Source organism: Stenotrophomonas sp. AS012628, assembly GCF_010608305.1.
In the GTDB taxonomy this organism is placed as follows: Bacteria; Pseudomonadota; Gammaproteobacteria; order Xanthomonadales; family Xanthomonadaceae; genus Stenotrophomonas; species Stenotrophomonas geniculata.
This window is the reverse complement of the sequence record NZ_VMBJ01000044.1, coordinates 1-19,238: the sequence shown is the minus strand read 5'-3', so window position 1 is coordinate 19,238 and position 19,238 is coordinate 1. Positions and strand designations below refer to the sequence as shown.

The window sequence follows — 19,238 nt, the reverse complement described above, 5'->3', positions numbered from 1 at the left end:
AACGGTCGGTACCTACCAGAGCATGTGCGTTCAGCTGGTGGCGCGCAGCGGCGCCATCTTCCACAACAGCGCGCGGAACGGCGCCAGCAGGCAGACGCCGATCGCCAGCTTCACCGCCAGGTCGCCCGCAGCCCAGCTCACCCACGGCAGCGCCGAACCAGCAAACGCGATCGACCAGAAAACGGTGGTATCCACCGTTGCGCTGCAGGTGGTGGCCACCATCGGCGCGCGCCACCAGCTGCCACGGCGCAGGCGGTCGAACACGGTAATGTCCAGCAGCTGCGCCACGATGAACGCCGAGCACGAGGCAATGGCGATACGCGGGGTGGCCACCCAGATCGACAACAGCACCGCCACCGCGAAACCGATCCACGCCACGCGGCGGGCGGGGCCCGGGCCGAAACGGCGGTTGATCAGGTTGCTGACCAGGAACGCGACCGGATAGCTGAAGGCACCCCAGGTCAGCCAGTCGTTGATCGGGTACTGCACCAGTACGTTGGACAGCAGCACCACCGCGCCCATCGCCAGCACCGCCAGCACCAGGGCGCGCGGGGTCAGCGGGGCAAACACAGGGGCAGGACGCACGGACATGGCGAGCCGGGAGGACAAAGGGGATCGCCCATTATCCGCCCGGCCCGCGGCAAAGCCAAAACCGATCGTTCAGCTTTACAGCGCTTCGCTCATCACATCGCCAGCGGCGTAGGCGGTTGGCACATAGGCCAGCGCCTGGCCCTGCGCGCTCTTCACGGTCCAGCCGGCACCGGCGTCGGTCGGGTCGAAGCGCACCTGCTGGCCAACGACGAAGCCGGCGACCGGGTCATCGCCTGCAGCCGCCGGCCATTGCAGCGTTGCGGTCTGGTCGGCCTTGCCAGGTACCTGCAGGTGCACCTGGCGATCACCGGCTGGCGTGGTGGCGACCTGCTTCACCTCCATCGGCGGTAGCGGAACCGCCGGTGTGCGTGCGGCGACCTTGCCGTTGCGCTCGCTGGCCTTGAACGGGGCCTTGGACAGTTCGGCCAATCCCATCGACGTGGCCAACGGAATCGACAGCACGATCAGCGACGTGACCAGCACGCTGGTCTGGCCGCTGTTCAACTGCGGCGCGGCGCCGGCATGGACGTTGGGCACCAGCAGTGCGGAGAGCAGCAGGGCGGCAGCAGGAACGCGCAGGCAACGGAACATGGAGACCTCCTGGTCAGGGTGGGGACGGCGGCTCAGCGCCGGGTATCGAAGATGTCGCGCGGGCCGGTGGCCTCGGGCAGGTATTCCAGCGGGCGGCCCTGGTTGTCCTTCAGCTGCCAGCCCTGGTCGGCGCCGGTCGGTTCGAAGTTCACGGTCTGGCCCACGGTGAACTGCACGGCAGGATCGCCGATGCCGCGCGGGTACTGCATCGACGCGGTGTTCTGCGGGTCGTTGGCATCACGCAGCAGCACTTCGCGGCGGCCGTCGACGGTGGTGGCGATGGCGCTCACCTGCATCTGCGGCAGCTTGATCTGCTGCTGGCGGGCCAATGGCTGGCCAGCATCGGCGGCATCCTGGGCTTCCTTCGCCGCCGCCGCGCGGGCCGAGTTCACCATCTGCGAGGACATCTCCAGGCTCGGCCCCTGCGGACCCGGGTCATGGATGATCACGATGCGGCGCTCTGCATGGGCGGCCGTGGACCAGGCCAGGCTCGCGACGATCAGCATCGGCATCAGGAAAGCAGGCAGGGTGCGCATGTCGTTCTCCTTGCTGGATTCAGGGCGTGGCGGCGGCAGCACCGGCCACCGGTACATGGGGGATCACCAGTTCCTGCTGCAGCTGGCTGCGCTGGTGCAGGAAGTCGAACACCGATTCCACCGTCACCACCGAATAGTTGCCGGAGATGCGTTCGCCGGCGGGATGGTCGGTGGTGGTGGCATTGGCCACGAACAGGCGCGCACCCACGCGCTTGCCGAGGCCGATATGCAGCACGCTGGGCTGGTACTTCTGCTGGCGCAGCCACTGCTGTGCCTGTTCGCGCTTGACGATGGCCGGCGCGCCTTCGGTCTGCGCCATCGCTGCGGCCAGCACTTCCAGCACCCACTGGTTGGAGTTCTGGTAGTCGGTGGCGAACGGGTAGGCGACCACGTTGTACCTGGTTTCGTGCAGCGCCTTGGGCTGGATCGAGGGCGACACCAGCATCGCCTTCAACGCGGCACGCAGCGGCGCCGCCGGCACGCCGATGCGCAGGTCGGTATGGCCGCCGCTCTCGCCGACGAAGTTGCCCAGCCCTTCGTGGTACAGCTGCGAGCTGTCGGTCTTGCAGCGGTTGAGCAGGTGCATCGCGCGCCAGCGGCCATCGTCCTCGCGCAGCAGGAAGGCCAGGTGGCTGTGTCGCAGGCCGTATCGGCTCAGGTCCTGGCCACCGCGCGCGGCGACCACCACGTCCACATCGGGCAGCGCATCCAGGCGCTCGGCGGTAGTCCAGGCCACGTCCAGCATCGCTGCCTGTGAGGCGACGCTGGGGTAGCGTTCGCGGCATTCGGTGCTGTTGGCCCATGCGGGCGCGGTCGCCAGCAGGCTGGCGATCAGCAGGGCGGCGCGGGGCAGGCGGGAGAAACGATCCATGTCGATACCTTCAACGGCGGGCAGGCCCGCGCGCCGATCATACGCCGCTCAGCGCAGCGGGCGGTCCACGCCCTTGCGCTTGAGCTCGCGGTCGCAGGCCTCGCTGATCGGCGCGATCGGTAGCGGCAGGGGTTCATAACGCCCGTTCTCGTCGCGTGGATTGCGCAGGGTCGGCTGTTCGCGGTACGCGTCCAGCTGCTGCTGGCACTGGTAGGAAATCGGGTCCAGTTCGGTGGGTGCGGTGGAGCAGGCAGCGAGCAGGGCCAGCGGCAGCAGGAGCAGGGTGCGCATGAAGACGTTCAGCGTGATGGGGGAAGCTGGACTCTAACCGTGCAGCCGGATCGAAATGTTCAGAAATCGCTGCGTAATCGGGTCGTGCCGGGCGATGGCCGGGTCTTCGGCAATGCGTACAGCGTTGCCGGCCAGCGGCCGGCACTACCCCAGCGCGAGGCGCTGCTTCACTTCCGCCGCCACCCGCGCGGTCTCGCGCAGTGGCTCGATGCGGTCGTACTGCCAGTCCAGCCAGTGCGCCTGCAACCGCCCGCGCTCGCGCAGCTGCTGCTGGAAGCGCGCCAGGCGGCCCTGCGCGGTATCGGCCAGCGCCACCATCACCGGCATGCGCGTGGCACAGGCTTCAGAGAGCAGGTTCACCGAATCGGGCGAGACCACCACGCGGTTGGCCCAGCCGAGCAGGCCGCCATAGGGATTGGTGCCGTCGCCGCCGTCGCCCCAGATCACGTGCGGCAGGTCCGCGAAGGTCGCGCGCAGGATCTCGGCCAAGGCGGGCGGCGTGCGTCGCGAGGTGGTGGCCAGCAGGCTGCCGCCCTCGCTGTGGATCTGGTCGGCCAGCGCGCGGAACACACCGACCATCGACGTTTCATCCCACGGCGCCAGCGGCGTCGGTCCACCCACCAGCAGCGCGGTGCGCGGGCCGGGCAGGGTGCTGAAGCCGGCGAACGCGGCGCGGCCCCAGGCCAGCCAGTCATCGTCCACCGGGTTGAGGCTGCCGAGCAGGGTCAGCACGTTGCTGCCGCGCAGGGCGTCGTGTTCGGGCACCACCACCACATCCCAATGGCGAGCGTTGATGCGCGGGTCGAGGATCTGCACCACCTGGCTGCCACGGACACGCAGCACGCGCAGGGCACCCGCAGCCTGGCGGCCACAACCGATTGCCAGCGCCGGGGCATCGGCAGCCAGCGTCGCGAAGGCCTCGCCGTAGCCATTCACATCGCCGGGTAGGCGACGCGGCGACAGCCAGCGCCATGGCGCGCGGGGCTGCAGGACCAGCGGCCGATGGGTGCCCTGGCGCAGCGCCGAGGCCAGCGCAACCGCCTGGCGGACATTGCCTGCGCGGCCGTCCGTGACCGTCCAGGGCGCGCTCGATCGTTTCACCATTGGCATTAATTCGTTTCAGCCCTGCTGGGTGTTGCAACAGTCGCGACACTCTACACTGCGGCTCGTCGATTCGCCCCGCGCCGCCCGCGGGCACTGACTTCCTTTCGCCGCCCTGGAGATCCACCGATGTCCCACGCGCTCGACGCTGCTGCCCTCGATCAGATGTTCCGTACTGCCCGTACCCAGAACGCCTTCCTCGACAAGCCGGTTCCTGAGAGCCTGTTGAAGGAACTGTACGACCTGGTGAAGTGGGGCCCGACCGCCGCCAACACCACGCCGGCCCGCTTCGTCTTCGTCACCTCGAAGGAAGCCAAGGACAAGCTGGCCCCGGCCCTGTCCGAAGGCAACCTGGCCAAGACCATGGCCGCCCCGGTCACCGTCATCATCGGCTTCGACCTGGACTTCCACGAGAAGCTGCCCTACCTGTTCCCGCACACCGATGCCAAGGCCTGGTTCGACGGCCCGCAGGAAGGCCGCCACGAAGCCGCCATCCGCAACGGCAGCCTGCAGGGTGCCTACCTGATCCTGGCCGCTCGCGCGCTGGGCCTGGATGCCGGCCCGATGTCGGGCTTCGATCCGGCCAAGGTGGACGAAGCGTTCTTCGCCGGCACCTCCATCAAGTCGAATTTCCTGGTCAACCTGGGTTACGGTGACTCGGCGGGCTTGTTCCCGCGTCTGCCGCGCCTGTCGTTCGACGAAGCGGCGCGCATCGCGTAAGTCGTTGTATCGGTTTCGGGCCCGCCGTCCCGCGGCGGGCTCTTGCTGCACCGTGTACCCACCCTACGATCCGGAGAGTTCCTGAGATGAGCGCCACCCGTAAACTGCTGCTGCCGCTGGCCCTGACCCTGGCCATCGCCGCCTGCTCCAAGCCGGCCGACACCGCTGCCCCGGCCGCCGATGCCGCCGCCCCGGCCACCACCGAGCAGGCCGCCACCCCGGCTGCCGATGCCGCCGCCGCTGCGCCGGCCGCCGAAGCGATCAAGATCGCCTCGGGCACCTACAAGCTGGACCCGACCCACACCGACGTGCTGGCCCAGTGGAGCCACTTCGGCTTCTCCAACCCGAGCGCGCACTTCGGCAACGTCGAAGGCACCCTGGTGTACAACGCCGAAGACGTGACCAAGTCCACCGTGGAAGTGAAGCTGCCGCTGAGCGGCCTGAACAGCTTCACCGCCAAGTTCGACGAGCACCTGAAGAGCGCCGACTTCTTCGACGCCGCCAAGTTCGCCGATGCCACCTTCAAGAGCACCAAGGTGGAAGCGGCCGGCACCAACAAGCTGACCGTCACCGGCGACCTGACCATCAAGGGCATCACCAAGCCGGTCACCCTGGACGTCACCGTCAACGGCGGCGGCGAGCACCCGATGGCCAAGGTTCCGGCGGCTGGCTTCGATGCCACCACCACCCTGAAGCGCAGCGATTTCGGCGTCGGCGCCTACGCCCCGAACGTCAGCGATGAAGTGAAGATCCGCATCACCACCGAAGCCACCGGCGAAAAGCCGGCGGCTTGATGCATCCAACTCACTCGTCGTGAGAAGGCAGAAGGCCCGCTGAAAAGCGGGCCTTCTTTTTTGGGTGCGGGGGAACACGCGTTGGTAGATGCCAACTTTGGTTGGCGCACGAGCACTCCGCAGGCCAACCAAGGTTGAGCACTACCGGGTATGCGCGCTCAGCGCAGCGCGCCCAACCATGCCACGCACGTTTCGCTCGGGCTCTGCTTGGCCTTCACCGTCATCCCGCTCACGCGCACGAAGGTCTGCGCTGCCTGCGCCACTACCTGGCGTGCGATCAACGCCGCCTGCTTGGTCGCGGCCTGCTGCTTGCGCAGCTGCACGATGTGCACCGACGGGCGGCCCACCGGTGCGTACTTCTGGTCGCGGCGCAGCACATCGGCCACCTGCGCCACTTCGAACTCGGCCTGCAGGTAGCGGTGCTGTGCCTCCACCAGCTCGCGCAGCGGCGTGCGCAGGGCTTTGGTGTCGGCGAAGGCGGCCAGCGCCGCATCGCAGGCGGCGTCATCGGCAAAGCGGGTACGCAGCGCGTCCACGCTGGCCAGGGTCAGTTTGGCCATGTGGGCCTCGTTGCTGCAGGAAAGGAGCGCGATTGTCGCATTGCTTGGCGGCTGATGCGTTGAACCGGGCGGCGGAATACCTGTAGAGCCGAGCCCACGCTCGGCTCATCGCGCGCAGCGCGAGGGTTCGCCGATCGCGGAACGAAGAGCAGCCGAGCATGGGCTCGGCTCTACAATGGCCCGCTGTATCACCCACGGAAGTGCGCGAAGGTCTTCTGTGCGGGATGGTGGAAGACACGCTGGTGGAACGGGCCGGTACCCTCGGCCTGGAACCCAAAGTGGTGCGCGAGGCGCTGACCATGCACGTGGATGAGCTGCTGCACACCCGTGGCGTGCTGCGGCTGGTGAAGGCGCAGATCAACGGCATGATGCCCGGCGTGTACTTCGGGCTGCTGTTGCCGGTGCTGATCATCGCCCTGCTGGTGGCGCTGGAGATATGGGCCGCGAAGCGGTTCGGGTGGACGCGGCAGGGGGCGCCCAGTGCTCCTGTAGAGCCGAGCCCACGCTCGGCTCATCGCGCGCAGCGCGAGGGTGGATCGAAAAGCAGCCGAGCGTGGGCTCGGCTCTACATGGTCAAGGGCGTGCGGACCAACGGTCCGCACCCACCCAGGAAGGTGCGTCAAGGGCGTGCGGACCAACGGTCCGCACCCACCAAGCAGGGTCCGCACCCACCGGCTGCCCGGTCAATCGCCGTCGGTTTCGTCTGGGTGCGCCTTCCAGTAGCCGGTCGAGCGAATCCAGTCGCGCGGTACGCCCAGGTGGCCTTCGATGAACTTGCGCATCATGCGGGCGCGACGCGATTCGGTGGCGATCCAGTAGAAGACATCACCTTCCGGGGCCTCGAAGTCGGTCAGCATGTCTTCCAGCAGCGTGCTGCTGGCCGCCGGGAAGCCGTTGCGCTCCAGCCAGTGGATGCGCACGTTCTCGTACTGCGGCAGGTCCTGGCGCTCGGCTTCATCGCTCACTTCGATGAAGGCCTGCACTTCGGCATCCTCCGGCAGCACGTCCAGCCAGCGGGCGATGGCCGGCAGCGCGGTTTCATCGCCGATCAGCACATAGGCGTCGTAGGTGTCGGCCACCACGAACGAACCGCGCGGGCCACCGATTACCAGCACGTCGCCCGGCTGCGCGCGCTCGGCCCACGGCCCGGCAATGCCCTGGTCGTGCAGCACGAAGTCGATGGCCAGCTCGCCGGTCTCGTGGTCCCACCAGCGCGGGGTGTAGTCGCGGGCGGGCGAGGGCTCCTTGCCGTCCGGGTAGCTGCGGCCTTCGGCGGTCAGCACCGGCAGCACCATCTCGCCCGCAGCGTTGGGGAAGAACAGCTTGATGTGGTCGTCGGCGCCGGGCGAATCGAAACCGGCCAGCGCGTCGCCGCCCAGCACGATGCGGCGCATGTGCGGGGTGACCTCTTCAGTGCGCAGCACGGTCAGTTCACGGAAGCGCACATCCAGGCGCAGGCGCGTGTTGTTGTGTTCGGTCATGGGGGTTACCTGTAAAGGTGTCGCGCGGGGGCGCGCGGCGTAGGGAAGACCTGGCTGGAGTCAGTCTGGCTGGGTCGTTGAAATCGGTGGTTGCTCGTTACCGGCGGTACCGTTGAGCAGGGCAGACGCCCGCGTCAGCAGCGCCGCCACTTCGTCCGCCTCGCCCTCGGCCCAGCGGCCGTGGTGGTGCACCAGCGCCCGCTTGAACTCGCGCAGGGCGCAGGCCAGCGGCGGCGGCAGCGAGGCCTTGGTGATCTCGCGGGCACGGTCGAAGGCACGTCGCTGCGCCAACCGCACCTGGGTGCGCTGCACCTTCAGCTCGAACTCGCCGGCGGCGGTGATGCGGAAGATCCGCTTGCCGTCCACTTCCTCGGCCTCGATCCAGCCGGCCTGCTCGAAGCTGGCCAGCAGCGGGTACATGGTGCCGGCGCTGGGCGTGTAGGCCTGCATGAACTGGTTGCTGATCAGCTGCATCAGCTCGTAGCCATGGCGCGGCTGCTCGCCGATCAGGGCCAGCACCAGCAGGCGCAGGTCGCCGCGGCTGAGCACGCGCGGCTGACCGTTGCGACGGGGCACCGCCGAATCGGTGGAACGGGCTCTGGGAGAGGGGCTTCGGCTCATTTCGATATATCGGTAAACGAGTGTGAAAACGATATATCGATATGTCGAAAGCGACAACACCCGATCCGGCCACAAGCAGGTGCAATTTGGGCCACGGCCAGCCCCACCCACAACAAAAGGGGCGCCCCTTGCGAGGCGCCCCGGCGATGCTGTGGAAGGGAGCAGGGCCACCGGGCCCATCACTCACGGGCCACCCTGGGCCCACGGCCAGCGGCAATCCAGAGGCAGGTGCGACACGTTGTCGCCGGTTCAGTGCCGGCGCGCGGAACACGCCCACCGTGGCCCCGGCGCTGCCCTACAACCGTCATCGGCAGCGGTAACACTGCGTCCTGCACATGGGCGCAGCGGCCCGCAAGCGACAGCCCGCGCAGCCGCCAAGGCCCGCCGCAGGGCCGTCAAGGGCGCTTGCAAGCCCCTTGCGGACACTGGCCGGTTGCATCCATACGCCTGCGTAGCCAAGTGACGAAAGCCCTTGGTGCGCTACACTTTGCGGTCTAGAAATCTATACAACAGTCGCGCGCGTGCGTGCGGTTATGGGAGCGCTAATGAACTGGTTGAACGAGGTGCTGAACAACGACCCGAATCCTGTGGAAACCCAGGAGTGGATCGAGTCGTTGAAGGCCGTTATTGATGTCGAGGGCTCCGAGCGCGCGCATCAGCTGCTGGAAGGCATGGTGGAACTGACCCGTCGTTCGGGCGCCTACCTGCCGTTCTCTCCCACCACCGAGTACGTCAACACCATCGAGCCGCAGCTCGAGGCCAAGAGCCCGGGCAATGCCGAGCTGGAATGGCGCATCCGTTCGATCATCCGCTGGAACGCGATGGCCACCGTGGTGCGCGCCAACCGCAAGCCGGGCGACCTGGGCGGCCACATCGCCTCGTTCGCCTCCGGCGCCACCCTGTACGACGTGGGCTTCAACCACTTCTGGCGCGCCCCGAGCGAGAACCACCCGGGCGACCTGCTGTTCATCCAGGGCCACAGCGCCCCGGGCATCTACGCGCGTTCCTTCCTGGAAGGCCGCATCAGCGAAGAGCAGCTGGACAAGTTCCGCATGGAAGTGGACGGCGGTGGCCTGTCGTCGTACCCGCACCCGTGGCTGATGCCGGACTACTGGCAGACCCCGACCGTGTCGATGGGCCTGGGCCCGCTGGCCGCCATCTACCAGGCGCAGTTCATGCGCTACCTGGAAAACCGTGGCCTGATCGAGAAGTCCGACCGCAAGGTGTGGTGCTTCATCGGCGACGGCGAGAGCGACGAGCCGGAAACCCTGGGTGCCATCGCGCTGGCCGGCCGTGAAGGCCTGGACAACCTGATCTTCGTGGTGAACTGCAACCTGCAGCGCCTGGACGGCCCGGTACGCGGCAACGGCAAGATCATCCAGGAACTGGAAGGCGTGTTCCGTGGCGGCGGCTGGAATGTCATCAAGCTGCTGTGGGGCGGTTACTGGGATGCCCTGCTGGCCAAGGACACCAATGGCGTCCTGAAGAAGCTGATGATGGAAACCGTCGACGGCGAATACCAGAACTGCAAGGCCTTCGGCGGCGCGTACACCCGCGAGCATTTCTTCGGCAAGTACCCGGAAACCGCTGCGATGGTGGCCGGTCTGTCCGACGACGACATCTGGCGCCTGAACCGTGGTGGCCACGACCCGCACAAGGTGTACGCCGCCTACCACCAGGCCGTGAACACCAAGGGCATGCCGACCGTGATCCTGGCCAAGACGGTCAAGGGCTACGGCATGGGCAGCGCCGGTGAGGCACTGAACCCGACCCACCAGACCAAGAAGCTGGACGACGAAGCGGTGCGCCACTTCCGCGACCGCTTCAACATTCCGGTGACCGACGCGCAGCTGGCCGACGGCCAGGTGCCGTTCTACCACCCGGGCCCGGATTCGCCGGAAGTGCAGTACCTGCAGGAACGCCGTGCCGCGCTGGGTGGCTACCTGCCTCAGCGCCGCCGCAAGGCCGAAAAGAGCTTCAACGCACCGAAGCTGGAAAGCTACGAGCGCCTGCTGAAGAGCAGCGGCGAGCGCAGCTACTCCACCACCATGGCCTTCGTGCAGAGCCTGAACATCACCCTGCGCGACAAGGAACTGGGCCCGCACATCGTGCCGATCGTGGCCGACGAAGCCCGTACCTTCGGCATGGAAGGCCTGTTCCGGCAGATCGGCATCTATGCGCCGTTCGGCCAGAAGTACAAGCCGGTCGACGCCGACCAGCTGATGTTCTACCGCGAAGACCAGAGCGGCCAGGTGCTGCAGCAGGGCATCAGCGAGCCGGGTGCGATCAGCTCGTGGATGGCGGCCGGTACCAGCTACTCGGTCAGCAACGTGCCGATGCTGCCGTTCTACATCTACTACTCGATGTTCGGCTTCCAGCGCGTGGGCGACATCGCCTGGCAGGCCGCCGACATGCGTACCCGCGGCTTCCTGCTGGGTGGCACCGCCGGCCGCACCACGCTGAACGGTGAAGGCCTGCAGCACGAAGATGGCTTCAGCCATCTGGTGGCCGGTGGCATTCCGAACGTGCGCAGCTACGACCCGACCTTCGGCTTCGAAGTGACGGTGATCCTGCAGCACGGCACCAAGCGCATGATGGAAGACCAGGTGGACGAGTACTACTACGTCACCCTGATGAACGAGAACTACACCCACCCGGAAATGCCGGAAGGCGCGGCCGAAGGCATCGTCAAGGGCATGTACCTGCTGACCGACGCCGGCAAGCCGAAGAAGGGCGAGCTGCGCGTGCAGCTGCTGGGCTCCGGCACCATCCTGCGCGAAGCCATTGCCGCGGCCGAGCTGCTGGACAAGGACTTCGGTGTGACCGCCGACATCTGGAGCTGCCCGAGCTTCAACGAACTGCGTCGCGATGGTTTCGACGTGGAACGTGCCAACCGCCTGCATCCGGAAGGTGAGCAGCGCAAGGCCTACGTGACCGAGCTGCTGGAAGGCCGCCAGGGCCCGGCGATTGCCGCCACCGACTACGTGCGTGCGTATGCGGATCAGATCCGTGCGTTCGTGCCGATGAGCTACACGGTGCTGGGTACGGATGGTTTCGGCCGTTCGGATACGCGTGCGAACCTGCGCCGGTTCTTTGAGGTGGATCGCTACTACATCGCGCATGCCGCGATTGCGGCGCTGGCGAAGGAAGGGAAGATGACCGCGAAGGACGTGGCCCGGGCGATCAAGCAGTACAAGATTGATCCGGAGAAGGCTAACCCTGTCGGGGTTTGATTGAGCTGCACTGCTGGTACAAAAGGGGTGGCCATTAGGTCGCCCCTTTTTTATGGAAGTTAAGTAAGCGCCTTACCAACAGAGTATTTCACTTCTTCTTTCTGACAGCCTTTGGTCTATATTTCTTTATTTTGCTCAGGGTTGGATCTAACGGAATGCTCGTTAACTCAACGTTGAATCCTAGTGCTTCGAGGTGAGAAATGGAGTTCTTTAGAGTGACCTTGGAAAAGAAGGGTAGTTCGATGGGCAGCGCCTTGGACGTGGCTATTGCATACGTGATGGTGTAATTGCTTGGATCAGGACGTCTGGCTGTATCCGTCAGTGCGATATGGCTTGGCAGTTTTGCATTCAGTCTTCTGCGGAAATCTTCGTCTTTCAGGAATATCTCTGCGGCCACTGCGCCTTGCGAAAAAAGATGGCTAAGTGTCGCGGATGATCTGTAGTACTTGACATGCACAAAATTACTACTTCCAACAATTAGGTCGCAAAACTCAATTTTGTCGTATGGGCCGCCTGTTTTTACATTATTCTTATCCATCAGGTGGATGTTTGTAGTGCTCTTGGCAACTTGCGAGTTGTATTCGCCCTCGTTGGCGTACGAGTATGGTGGCAGGAAGGTCCGGGATATTTTTGCGTTAGATAGCCGTCTGTCTATCTCGGCAATGAAGTCCGCTTCTATCTTGAACCATGACCCATTCCTAATTATGAATCTGTCGTTTCCATCCACTATTTCTGCGTGGATGCATCTGTAGGCCGGCCAGCTTTGAGTTGACCGATAGTTGGCATCATTGATATGAACGGTAATGTTCTTCAGCGCATCAAGGCTGAATTTCACTGACTTTGAGTCTAGATAATCGCGAAGATCGGAAATGCATAAGGTTTGATGGCGTGGTGTGCTTTGGTACATGTCAAAGGAGTACCCAGCGTTTGATTCCCAATTGACAATTTCTGGCTCCCCAAGCCAGACATTGGTGCCTCCTACTTTTGATATTTCGTCATCAAGAAGAAGGTCAAGAATTCTAATTGTGTCCGGGTCTCGTACCTTTGCGATGTTATCTATCCACGCGTAGGCGCTCGGTAGGGGTGAGTTAAATAGCTCGATCGTCTTGGAAAGTATTCTCGGGATTCCATTAAGGTCCGTTTCGACCATTAGCGTAAGAGCGTCTCGGCCTGTGATATGTGTGCCGAGTAGTGGGACTTTGCAGGCTCCAGTAACTGCATAAACCAAATCGGATTCAGTGTTCGCTTGAAGATCGAATATATCTACCTCAAGGGAGCTTTGTGTCCTAGAATTGAGCGGATTGTCGTCATAGCTGGCTTTGTCGAGGCTTCTGAGTTTTTCCGGGTCAACTGCGTTCAGTGTTACGCGCAATCCGAAATCTCTCTCAGTGAGCTCCCCGTTAATTAGGTGAAATCCTGAGCCAAAAGAGATAAGGAATTTTTTCCCATCCAAGTTGGCGTAGAGAGCGGCGCCAACGTTGCTACTTTTCCCGAATTCCACCGTTGGACCATCAGGATGCTCCGTAAATATACGTGTCCAAAGAGGTGGATGCGCTGGCGCCTCCCTTTTTACATAGAGAAACGCCTCAATACCTGGGATGTTGAAGACGTACTTTCGCCCAACCAGTTCCAGCTTTACGCATTCGTCCGGGCTGTAGTGACCATCCTTAACTAAATAAATTGAGAGCTTTTCCTTACGTTCAGTAGTGTTCGCCAAATGTCATCCCCCTGAATGAAATGGCACGAAAGCGCTGCTGATGTCTTGCTGATTTAACTCTTATTTCCGGTTGTGTCAATGATTCTAAGTACGTCCTGGAGACCCTTTCCTAAAACCTGTGAGGAAGGACATGTGGACATCGGAACGCCAACTAGCAGAATCGGCCGAAGCGCTGCTTCTGCACCGCCGGCAGCGAGATGTCCCCGATCCATTCAGTTCCAGTGCTACAAGAGGGATGGACAGAGCCGAGCACGCAGTTTCGGTTGTGCAGATCGATCTTCACATGTCGCGCCGCAACTCGTGCGTGAGAAGAGCAGCATGCTATTCGTGAGCCTCAAGAGCCGCGAGAACGATATGAACTGCGCAAACGAAAGTGGAACGCGGATGTAGTTGTGGGCATCTCGCGCCATCAAGGAGAAGGAGAGCTGCCAGCGCATTCCCTGCATCTCGCTGTATTCGATGAAAGCGTGCTGATTGCGACATAGGAGGGTACTATCCCGTCTCGAAGGCCAATAGGCCGCATCAATTGGATGTGACGGGGGAAGCAGGGATGGCGTACTGGTGGGTGAACCAGAAGCAGACGTTTGATCGGGCGGTTAAGGCTGGCTACTTGTGGTCGCCGAAGACCAATGTGGAAGGGAAGACAAATCCCTTCTATGAGCACATGACCCAGGTGCGTCCAGGTGATGTGGTTTTCGCTTTTGCCAATGCTCAAATCAAGGCTGTCGCGATCGTCAATGGGGCGCACTATGCAAAAGATCGCCCTGATGATTTCAAAAAGACGGACAACGAGTGGCGCAGGGACGGCTGGGCCGTTCCGGTGGACTATCACCTGATGGAATCGCCGCTAAAGGTGAGCGAGCATATTGCGAAGATTCGGCCGCGTCTTCCGATGAAGTACTCGCCGCTGAAACCGGATGGCAAGGCTAACCAGGCCTACCTGTTCCCAGTGCCGCCGGAAATGGCTACTGAGCTTTTGTCGCTGCTCAACGTTGACGTTGATGACCTGAGCGCTTGGCAAGAGGAGGTGCGAGTCAAGGAGATCAAGGAAGACAAAAATATTGGGGAGACAGTGAAGACCCAGCTGATCAATGCCAGAGTGGGACAGGGAATCTACCGTAAGAACGTGAGCGACATCGAAAAGGTCTGCCGCGTTACCGGCACGAGTGAGCCCAAGTTTCTCATCGCTAGCCACATTAAGCCCTGGGCGAAGAGCACCAACTCTGAGCGCCTTGATGGAAGCAATGGGCTGATGTTGGCGCCCCATATCGATCGGCTATTCGACCGTGGATACATCTCGTTTGAAGATGACGGTCGGCTAATTCTGAGCAAGCAGTTGCCGGAGGCAGTGCGCTTGAGGTGGGATGTGGTGCAGAAGATTCCGAGCGTTCCGTTCTCGGCGGCGCAGGTCTCGTACCTGAATTACCATCGGGCCGTACTGCTGCGTAAGTAGGAAATAATCACCAGAGGTAGGCATCTCCGAATCGGGGATGCCTTGTGGAACCCGCAAGGGTGACTTCCATCCGACGTCAGCCGATAGCACGTGGATGACCAGCAGCCACGTGACACATGGCCAGATCCAACTGGGCTATTCCCGCACGTGCAACCGCTCAGCCACCTGCGCAGTCAACGCCACACACGCCATCTTCAATCCTTCCATAACCCGATCCCCCAGGTACTCCTCGGGCGCACCATTCTGCCGAGTGCGCTCCGCAGCCAGCATCAGCTCCGCCACCACGCGCAGCCCTGCCAACGCGCAATCCGCATCCGCCAGCTGAAGACAACGCCCAGGCAGTTGATGCCGCTCCGGCCAAGGCTGGCCGTCCGCAGCCGCACCAGTGCCGATGCGATGCAACGTGGCGACGAAGGCGTTGGGATCGATGGACCGTTCGCGGTCGGGTTCGGTGTTGTCCGGATCGTACTGCGCGTGCAGGGAACGGAAGTCCGATGTGTTCATGGCAATGCTCCGTACAGGACAGATAGCAGCGCCACCAGATAAAGGCGGCGGACGATGCGTGGTTCGAAAGCCGGACAGTAACCAAGCCGGTGGGTCCGAAGACCCCCACGCACCGCCCGCCATGGAACGCGAACGGATTGCCAGCCGGCGCCACGCAAAGGTGACGCCGGCTGACAAGCGTAAAACACATGGTTACTGAACGGGCTTTCGAACCCGCGCCACCCTTTTCCGGTGGCACGCCAAGAGATACCCGCGCAGCTGCCAAATGCCAAGAAACTGCAGAACTGACGATTGCCAGTCCTGACGCTTTCGGGATTGTCGCACACGGTGTTAAGCCGGCAAGCGATTGCGCCGCAACGGTCTTGAAGGGCTTGGCGCTATTGGCCCCAAGCGCAGGATGCCCACAGCCAGGCCCACGGCGTAGGACCAATCACGACAGATTGCACCAGCGGTTCAGCCGGGCGGCGCCTCGGCCGTGGGCACGAAGGTCATACGGACCCGAACCCGCGCGTGCAGCGCGACGCCCTCAATCACAACCGGTTCGAAGCGCCACTGGTCCACTGCGGTAAAGGCCGCACGATCAATCTCCCGCAGTCCGCTGGACCGCGCCACCATCACGTTGGAAACGTGGCCCAGCTCATCCAATTGAGCAACCAGCAGCACCTCCATGGGAGCCTGCAGCAAGGTATCGGGCGGCGTGGCAGGGGCCGTTGAATACACAACGGCAGGCGCCTGCTGCAGCTCGAAAGTGGGGTTGTCACCGCGCTCTACGAACACTTCGGTGGAAACCTGCGGGTCTGCCGCCATGGCCATGGCAGGTGTGGCGCCCAGCAGCATCAGAACGAGGTTCAGTGCCAGGGCGGTGTTCAAACGGGGCATACGTGGTTTCCATTCCGGTGCGCTGCCAGCATAGCGGCCATCCCCTGGCATCGCTTGCCTTGAATGCCTGCGTGCGGGATTGCTGCGCGGATTACATAGGCGCGCCCGGCCGTGGCCACAGTGCATCGTCGCGCTCCAGGTCGTAGTCGCCGCCGAACGCCAGCGCAGCCTCACGCGGTGGGAGGTCTGCGTAGCAGCCCAGCAGATACTCATCCATGCCGGCGTCGCTATGGTCGATGGCGAACAGGTGGAGGAGCTTCTTGTCGAAGGCTTCCAGCCATGTGGGGTGGATCTTGGTCATGGGCATCCTCCAGTGGGGACGGGGGGAGGCTTAGGCCTGTCTCAGCGGCTGTGACGGTGCGGCCCCGCCCAAATTTGGCGGGGCCGCATCCGCTTCGCTTTCGGCCGTTGATCAACTCGTATGGCAGGCTGCAGCGCAAGTGGCACAGCCATTCGACTGCCGGTACCACCTCCGGGCTTCAGCCACGGCCGTCCTACAGCTGGTGTGCAAGCCGAGGTCCTGTGTGGACTGGGCGCGAGCAAGCCAATAGCATCCCTGTTTATGCACCTCATGGTCTCCATTGGCCTGCGGCGTTCTGTTCACAAAGTAGCGGTCCATTTACTACCCCCTATGCGTGTACGGTAAGCGCACCATTGCGCGTGGTCGACTTTGATCACTCCCAGTCGCAGGAGCCGCGACGCAGCGAACTTCGTCGCAGAATCATCTGCCGCCGGGGTGTATAAGTACGGGCGAAGGCGCCTTCAACGGCTTCGATGAGCCTTGGAAGAGGAAAAGCGATGTTTCGACAAGGAAGATGGTTGGTCTGCCTGGCCTTGATACTGTCAGGTTCCCTGCTGAGCGGCTGCCGAGCCAGCTCGGAGGCGGTACCCGGGCCGCGTGCTCCGGCAGAGAACGGGACCCTGGTGCCCTTCGTCAGGCCGCTGCCGCTGGTGGCAATGACCACACCCATGGTGGTCGAGTTCACCCTACCGCCCCCAGGGAAAAGTTCCTCGCCAACCTTGTTTCTTGGAATCCGGGTGGGTGGAGAAGACGGGCTGAAATCACTGAATACGAGCCGTGAGATCCGCAGTATGGGCCTACCCGCCGAGGTGAAACTGGAGCGGCTGGAGGCGCAAAAGCGCATTCCTGTTCCGTTGGTGAGGGTGGAGTCGGTGGCAGGCACGCCCGCGCGTATTGAGCCCATCGGACCCACGGGCCGGGTGGAAGGCGGGTGGTTGGATGACGTCGATCATCAGTCTCTGCAGTCAGCAGGATTGGAGGCGCCTGACAGTCACCACACACAACTTGCCCTCGCTTGGGCTCAGGAACTGCAGCCTGGCCACTACAGGCTGAGTATGCAGATACTGAAGCCTGATGATCGATTGGCGGCCACGCAAGCCGAGTTGCTGGTGGCCTACGTAAACAAGTCGAAGTAGGAGTGCGTCATGGACGACAAGTACACAGTCACAATCTTCGTTGCCGCTCCCGGCACGCCGCTGCTGGCTGGAGGGACATCCAGCGCCGGCCACGTCTACTACAAAGTGGCACATGGCAAGGACGAGGTGAGCTTTGGCTTTGCACCCATCGAGCATGGCGTCGTGACTGGGCCTGGAATGGTCTACAACAATGACGCCGAGCAGTACAAAGACCCGTACTACACGCGGACGATGGAAATCAGCCAGCGGCAGTACGACAAGCTGGTGGAATTTGGCACAAAGCCCGGCGAGCATGGATTCAATACTGAGTATCACGGGGTGGAAAACAGCTGTATCGACTACACGTGGGGCGCACTGAATCACGCCGGCCTTCATCGAACCAACCTTCTCTTCATGCAGGACAAGAGCTTCGAAGGTGGCCTGAAACCGCTCAGCAATGTGGAGTACATCCGCAGCATCCGCGCGCCCTTTCCAGATAGCGCGCTGAATAGCGAGCACTACAAAAAAATGCCGGAGAGAACGTTGATGCAGCGAATCATCAGCGATGAGCAACTGCCGCGGGGCGATCGCGATATGCTCGATTCCATCCGCAAGGGAATAGCGGGCATTGATGAGGCGCATGGCCGCTCCTACGATGGGACCAGCGAGCGGATCTCAGTGGGCTTGTTGGCCACGGCCAAGGAGAGCGGGCTGGAGCATGTCGACCATGTGGTATTGGGCAATGCTCCAAGCGATGGTTCGCCGCAGCGACTGTTCGTCGTGCAGGGGGAGCTCAACGATCCTGCCCATGTGCGAGCTTCGATGACGGCGGAGGAGGCTGCGCGAACACCGGTGGAGCAGTCATTCGCCAAGGTCGAGCAGATTGCGCAGGCCCAGCAGGAGCGCGCCTCGTTGGCGCCGCAGGAGCCGGCCCTGGAACAAACCCGGGCGCCGCTGCAGATGGGCTGACTTCCAGCGACTGCACGGAAGATCACAGTTTCGAGCGCCTCGGCCTCGAAACTGCCTCCATCTCTACCTGTCCCCCATCCCACCTATGCCATCATCCGCCCAGGACCGCAGTACCCAACAAGGCTGAGCAGGCATGGAGCAGGCAACACGCTACACCGCAACGCTGTACCTGGCCGCCCCCGGCACACCACTTAAGAGCGGGGGTATCTCGCCGCGCGGCCACATGTACCTGCAGGTGGCAGCAGGCGACGAGGCCCACAGCTACGGCTTCGCACCGCCGCGCTACGCGCCGGGCGAAGCCCCCACGGGTGCGCAGTACGCGCAGGTGCGCCACGACGATGCCGACGAGCATCTGGACCCGTATTACAGCCGCACCCTGGAAATCACCGAGGAGCATTACGGCTGCCTGCGTGATTTCGCCGAGGAGCCGGCCGAGTTCGAATTCGATGTGGATCGCCCGGCCACCATCAACCGCTGCAGCGATTTCGTCTGGGCGGCGCTGCACTATGCGGGCTTGCATCCGCTGCCGGCCCCGCTGGACGGCGGCAGCAACCTGGGCGAGTTCGCGGTGCTGTTCAACCTGCCGGAAATACAGTGCATTGCCGCGCCGTTCCCGGGCAGCGATCTGAATGCCGAAACCCATCACGCGATGCCCGAGCGCGAGGCCGAGCATCATCGCCAGGGCGACCGCGCCAGCGATGAGCCGCCGCCGACACCGATTGAAGTGGCCGGCACGCTGCTGGACCCCTCGCATCCAGACCACCGCCTGTTCTCGCAGCTGATCCAGAAAGTGGCCGAGCTGGATGCGGCGCATGGTCGCCCGTTCGACGCGGCCAGCCAGCGCATCAGCGCGAGCCTGCTGGTGCTGGCCAAGCAGAACAATCTCTCGCGCGTGGACCACGTGCTGCTC

General features: G+C 63.3%; 20 protein-coding genes and 1 pseudogene. 8 read left to right on the top strand and 13 right to left on the bottom strand.

Features of this window, described 5'->3' with window-relative positions:
• Positions 1-30: 30 nt before the first annotated feature.
• From G5A07_RS17140 to G5A07_RS17115, 6 genes are all read right to left on the bottom strand, one after another.
• A complete protein-coding gene (locus G5A07_RS17140) occupies positions 31-591 on the bottom strand; it encodes a queuosine precursor transporter (protein ID WP_191863670.1) in 561 nt (186 codons plus the stop codon).
• A gap of 75 nt (positions 592-666) precedes the next feature.
• Entirely contained in the window at positions 667-1,182 is a 516-nt protein-coding gene (locus tag G5A07_RS17135; RefSeq protein WP_191863669.1) for a hypothetical protein, read from the bottom strand.
• A gap of 32 nt (positions 1,183-1,214) precedes the next feature.
• On the bottom strand, positions 1,215-1,718 hold the full coding sequence (locus tag G5A07_RS17130; protein ID WP_191863668.1) for a hypothetical protein: 504 nt from the start codon (positions 1,716-1,718) through the stop codon (positions 1,215-1,217).
• A 19-nt stretch (positions 1,719-1,737) separates the two neighbouring features.
• Positions 1,738-2,589: a DUF2145 domain-containing protein gene (locus G5A07_RS17125; protein ID WP_191863667.1), complete on the bottom strand. Its 852-nt coding sequence runs from the start codon at positions 2,587-2,589 to the stop codon at positions 1,738-1,740.
• A 48-nt stretch (positions 2,590-2,637) separates the two neighbouring features.
• Entirely contained in the window at positions 2,638-2,880 is a 243-nt protein-coding gene (locus G5A07_RS17120) for a hypothetical protein (protein ID WP_191863666.1), read from the bottom strand.
• Between the two features lie 144 nt (positions 2,881-3,024).
• Positions 3,025-3,984: a mitochondrial fission ELM1 family protein gene (locus G5A07_RS17115; RefSeq protein WP_191863665.1), complete on the bottom strand. Its 960-nt coding sequence runs from the start codon at positions 3,982-3,984 to the stop codon at positions 3,025-3,027.
• A 126-nt stretch (positions 3,985-4,110) separates the two neighbouring features.
• Here G5A07_RS17115 and G5A07_RS17110 point away from each other — a divergent pair, with 126 nt between their 5' ends.
• Both G5A07_RS17110 and G5A07_RS17105 read left to right on the top strand, forming a co-directional pair.
• Positions 4,111-4,701, top strand: coding sequence for a malonic semialdehyde reductase (locus G5A07_RS17110; RefSeq protein ID WP_191863664.1), 591 nt, complete (start codon positions 4,111-4,113; stop codon positions 4,699-4,701).
• Between the two features lie 86 nt (positions 4,702-4,787).
• A complete protein-coding gene (locus G5A07_RS17105; RefSeq protein ID WP_005407837.1) occupies positions 4,788-5,495 on the top strand; it encodes a YceI family protein in 708 nt (235 codons plus the stop codon).
• A gap of 158 nt (positions 5,496-5,653) precedes the next feature.
• Here the strand turns inward: G5A07_RS17105 and G5A07_RS17100 are convergent, their stop codons facing one another.
• On the bottom strand, positions 5,654-6,055 hold the full coding sequence (locus G5A07_RS17100; protein WP_159359705.1) for a hypothetical protein: 402 nt from the start codon (positions 6,053-6,055) through the stop codon (positions 5,654-5,656).
• A 197-nt stretch (positions 6,056-6,252) separates the two neighbouring features.
• Between G5A07_RS17100 and G5A07_RS22605 the strand changes: the two are divergent.
• Positions 6,253-6,525: pseudogene (locus G5A07_RS22605) on the top strand (hypothetical protein); the annotation flags it as partial.
• Positions 6,526-6,738: 213 nt separating this feature from the next.
• On the opposite strand, the gene G5A07_RS17095 reads toward G5A07_RS22605, so the two are convergent.
• Together G5A07_RS17095 and G5A07_RS17090 are read right to left on the bottom strand one after the other, a co-directional pair.
• Positions 6,739-7,536: a siderophore-interacting protein gene (locus G5A07_RS17095; protein WP_049454464.1), complete on the bottom strand. Its 798-nt coding sequence runs from the start codon at positions 7,534-7,536 to the stop codon at positions 6,739-6,741.
• 60 nt (positions 7,537-7,596) lie between these two features.
• Positions 7,597-8,157, bottom strand: coding sequence for a PadR family transcriptional regulator (locus G5A07_RS17090; protein ID WP_191863663.1), 561 nt, complete (start codon positions 8,155-8,157; stop codon positions 7,597-7,599).
• Between the two features lie 545 nt (positions 8,158-8,702).
• Between G5A07_RS17090 and aceE the strand changes: the two genes are divergently transcribed.
• On the top strand, positions 8,703-11,390 hold the full coding sequence (gene aceE / locus G5A07_RS17085; protein WP_191863662.1) for a pyruvate dehydrogenase (acetyl-transferring), homodimeric type: 2,688 nt from the start codon (positions 8,703-8,705) through the stop codon (positions 11,388-11,390).
• Between the two features lie 88 nt (positions 11,391-11,478).
• Here the strand turns inward: aceE and G5A07_RS17080 are convergent, their stop codons facing one another.
• Positions 11,479-13,107 (bottom strand): TIGR04141 family sporadically distributed protein, encoded by a 1,629-nt coding sequence (locus G5A07_RS17080; protein ID WP_191850536.1) that lies wholly within the window; start codon positions 13,105-13,107, stop codon positions 11,479-11,481.
• 565 nt (positions 13,108-13,672) lie between these two features.
• Between G5A07_RS17080 and G5A07_RS17075 the strand changes: the two genes are divergently transcribed.
• Positions 13,673-14,560 carry an HNH endonuclease gene (locus G5A07_RS17075; protein ID WP_191850539.1) on the top strand — a complete coding sequence of 296 codons (888 nt, stop codon included), beginning with the start codon at positions 13,673-13,675 and terminating at the stop codon, positions 14,558-14,560.
• Positions 14,561-14,695: 135 nt separating this feature from the next.
• Here G5A07_RS17075 and G5A07_RS17070 read toward each other — a convergent pair whose 3' ends face one another.
• The 3 genes from G5A07_RS17070 to G5A07_RS17060 form a co-directional block, all read right to left on the bottom strand.
• Positions 14,696-15,064 (bottom strand): hypothetical protein, encoded by a 369-nt coding sequence (locus tag G5A07_RS17070; protein WP_057499938.1) that lies wholly within the window; start codon positions 15,062-15,064, stop codon positions 14,696-14,698.
• A 453-nt stretch (positions 15,065-15,517) separates the two neighbouring features.
• Complete coding sequence (locus G5A07_RS17065) at positions 15,518-15,943, bottom strand: TonB family protein (protein WP_191850541.1); 426 nt, start codon at positions 15,941-15,943, stop codon at positions 15,518-15,520.
• Between the two features lie 91 nt (positions 15,944-16,034).
• Positions 16,035-16,244 (bottom strand): hypothetical protein, encoded by a 210-nt coding sequence (locus tag G5A07_RS17060; protein ID WP_191850543.1) that lies wholly within the window; start codon positions 16,242-16,244, stop codon positions 16,035-16,037.
• Positions 16,245-16,912: 668 nt separating this feature from the next.
• On the opposite strand from G5A07_RS17060, the gene G5A07_RS17055 reads away from it, so the two are divergent.
• From G5A07_RS17055 to G5A07_RS17045, 3 genes are all read left to right on the top strand, one after another.
• The gene (locus G5A07_RS17055) at positions 16,913-17,380 is read left to right on the top strand and encodes a hypothetical protein (RefSeq protein WP_239502352.1); all 468 of its coding nucleotides are present in this window, start codon (positions 16,913-16,915) and stop codon (positions 17,378-17,380) included.
• Positions 17,381-17,389: 9 nt separating this feature from the next.
• Entirely contained in the window at positions 17,390-18,328 is a 939-nt protein-coding gene (locus G5A07_RS17050; protein ID WP_191863659.1) for an XVIPCD domain-containing protein, read from the top strand.
• 133 nt (positions 18,329-18,461) lie between these two features.
• Positions 18,462-19,238: XVIPCD domain-containing protein (locus G5A07_RS17045; RefSeq protein ID WP_191863658.1), on the top strand; the 777-nt coding region annotated here is incomplete at its 3' end.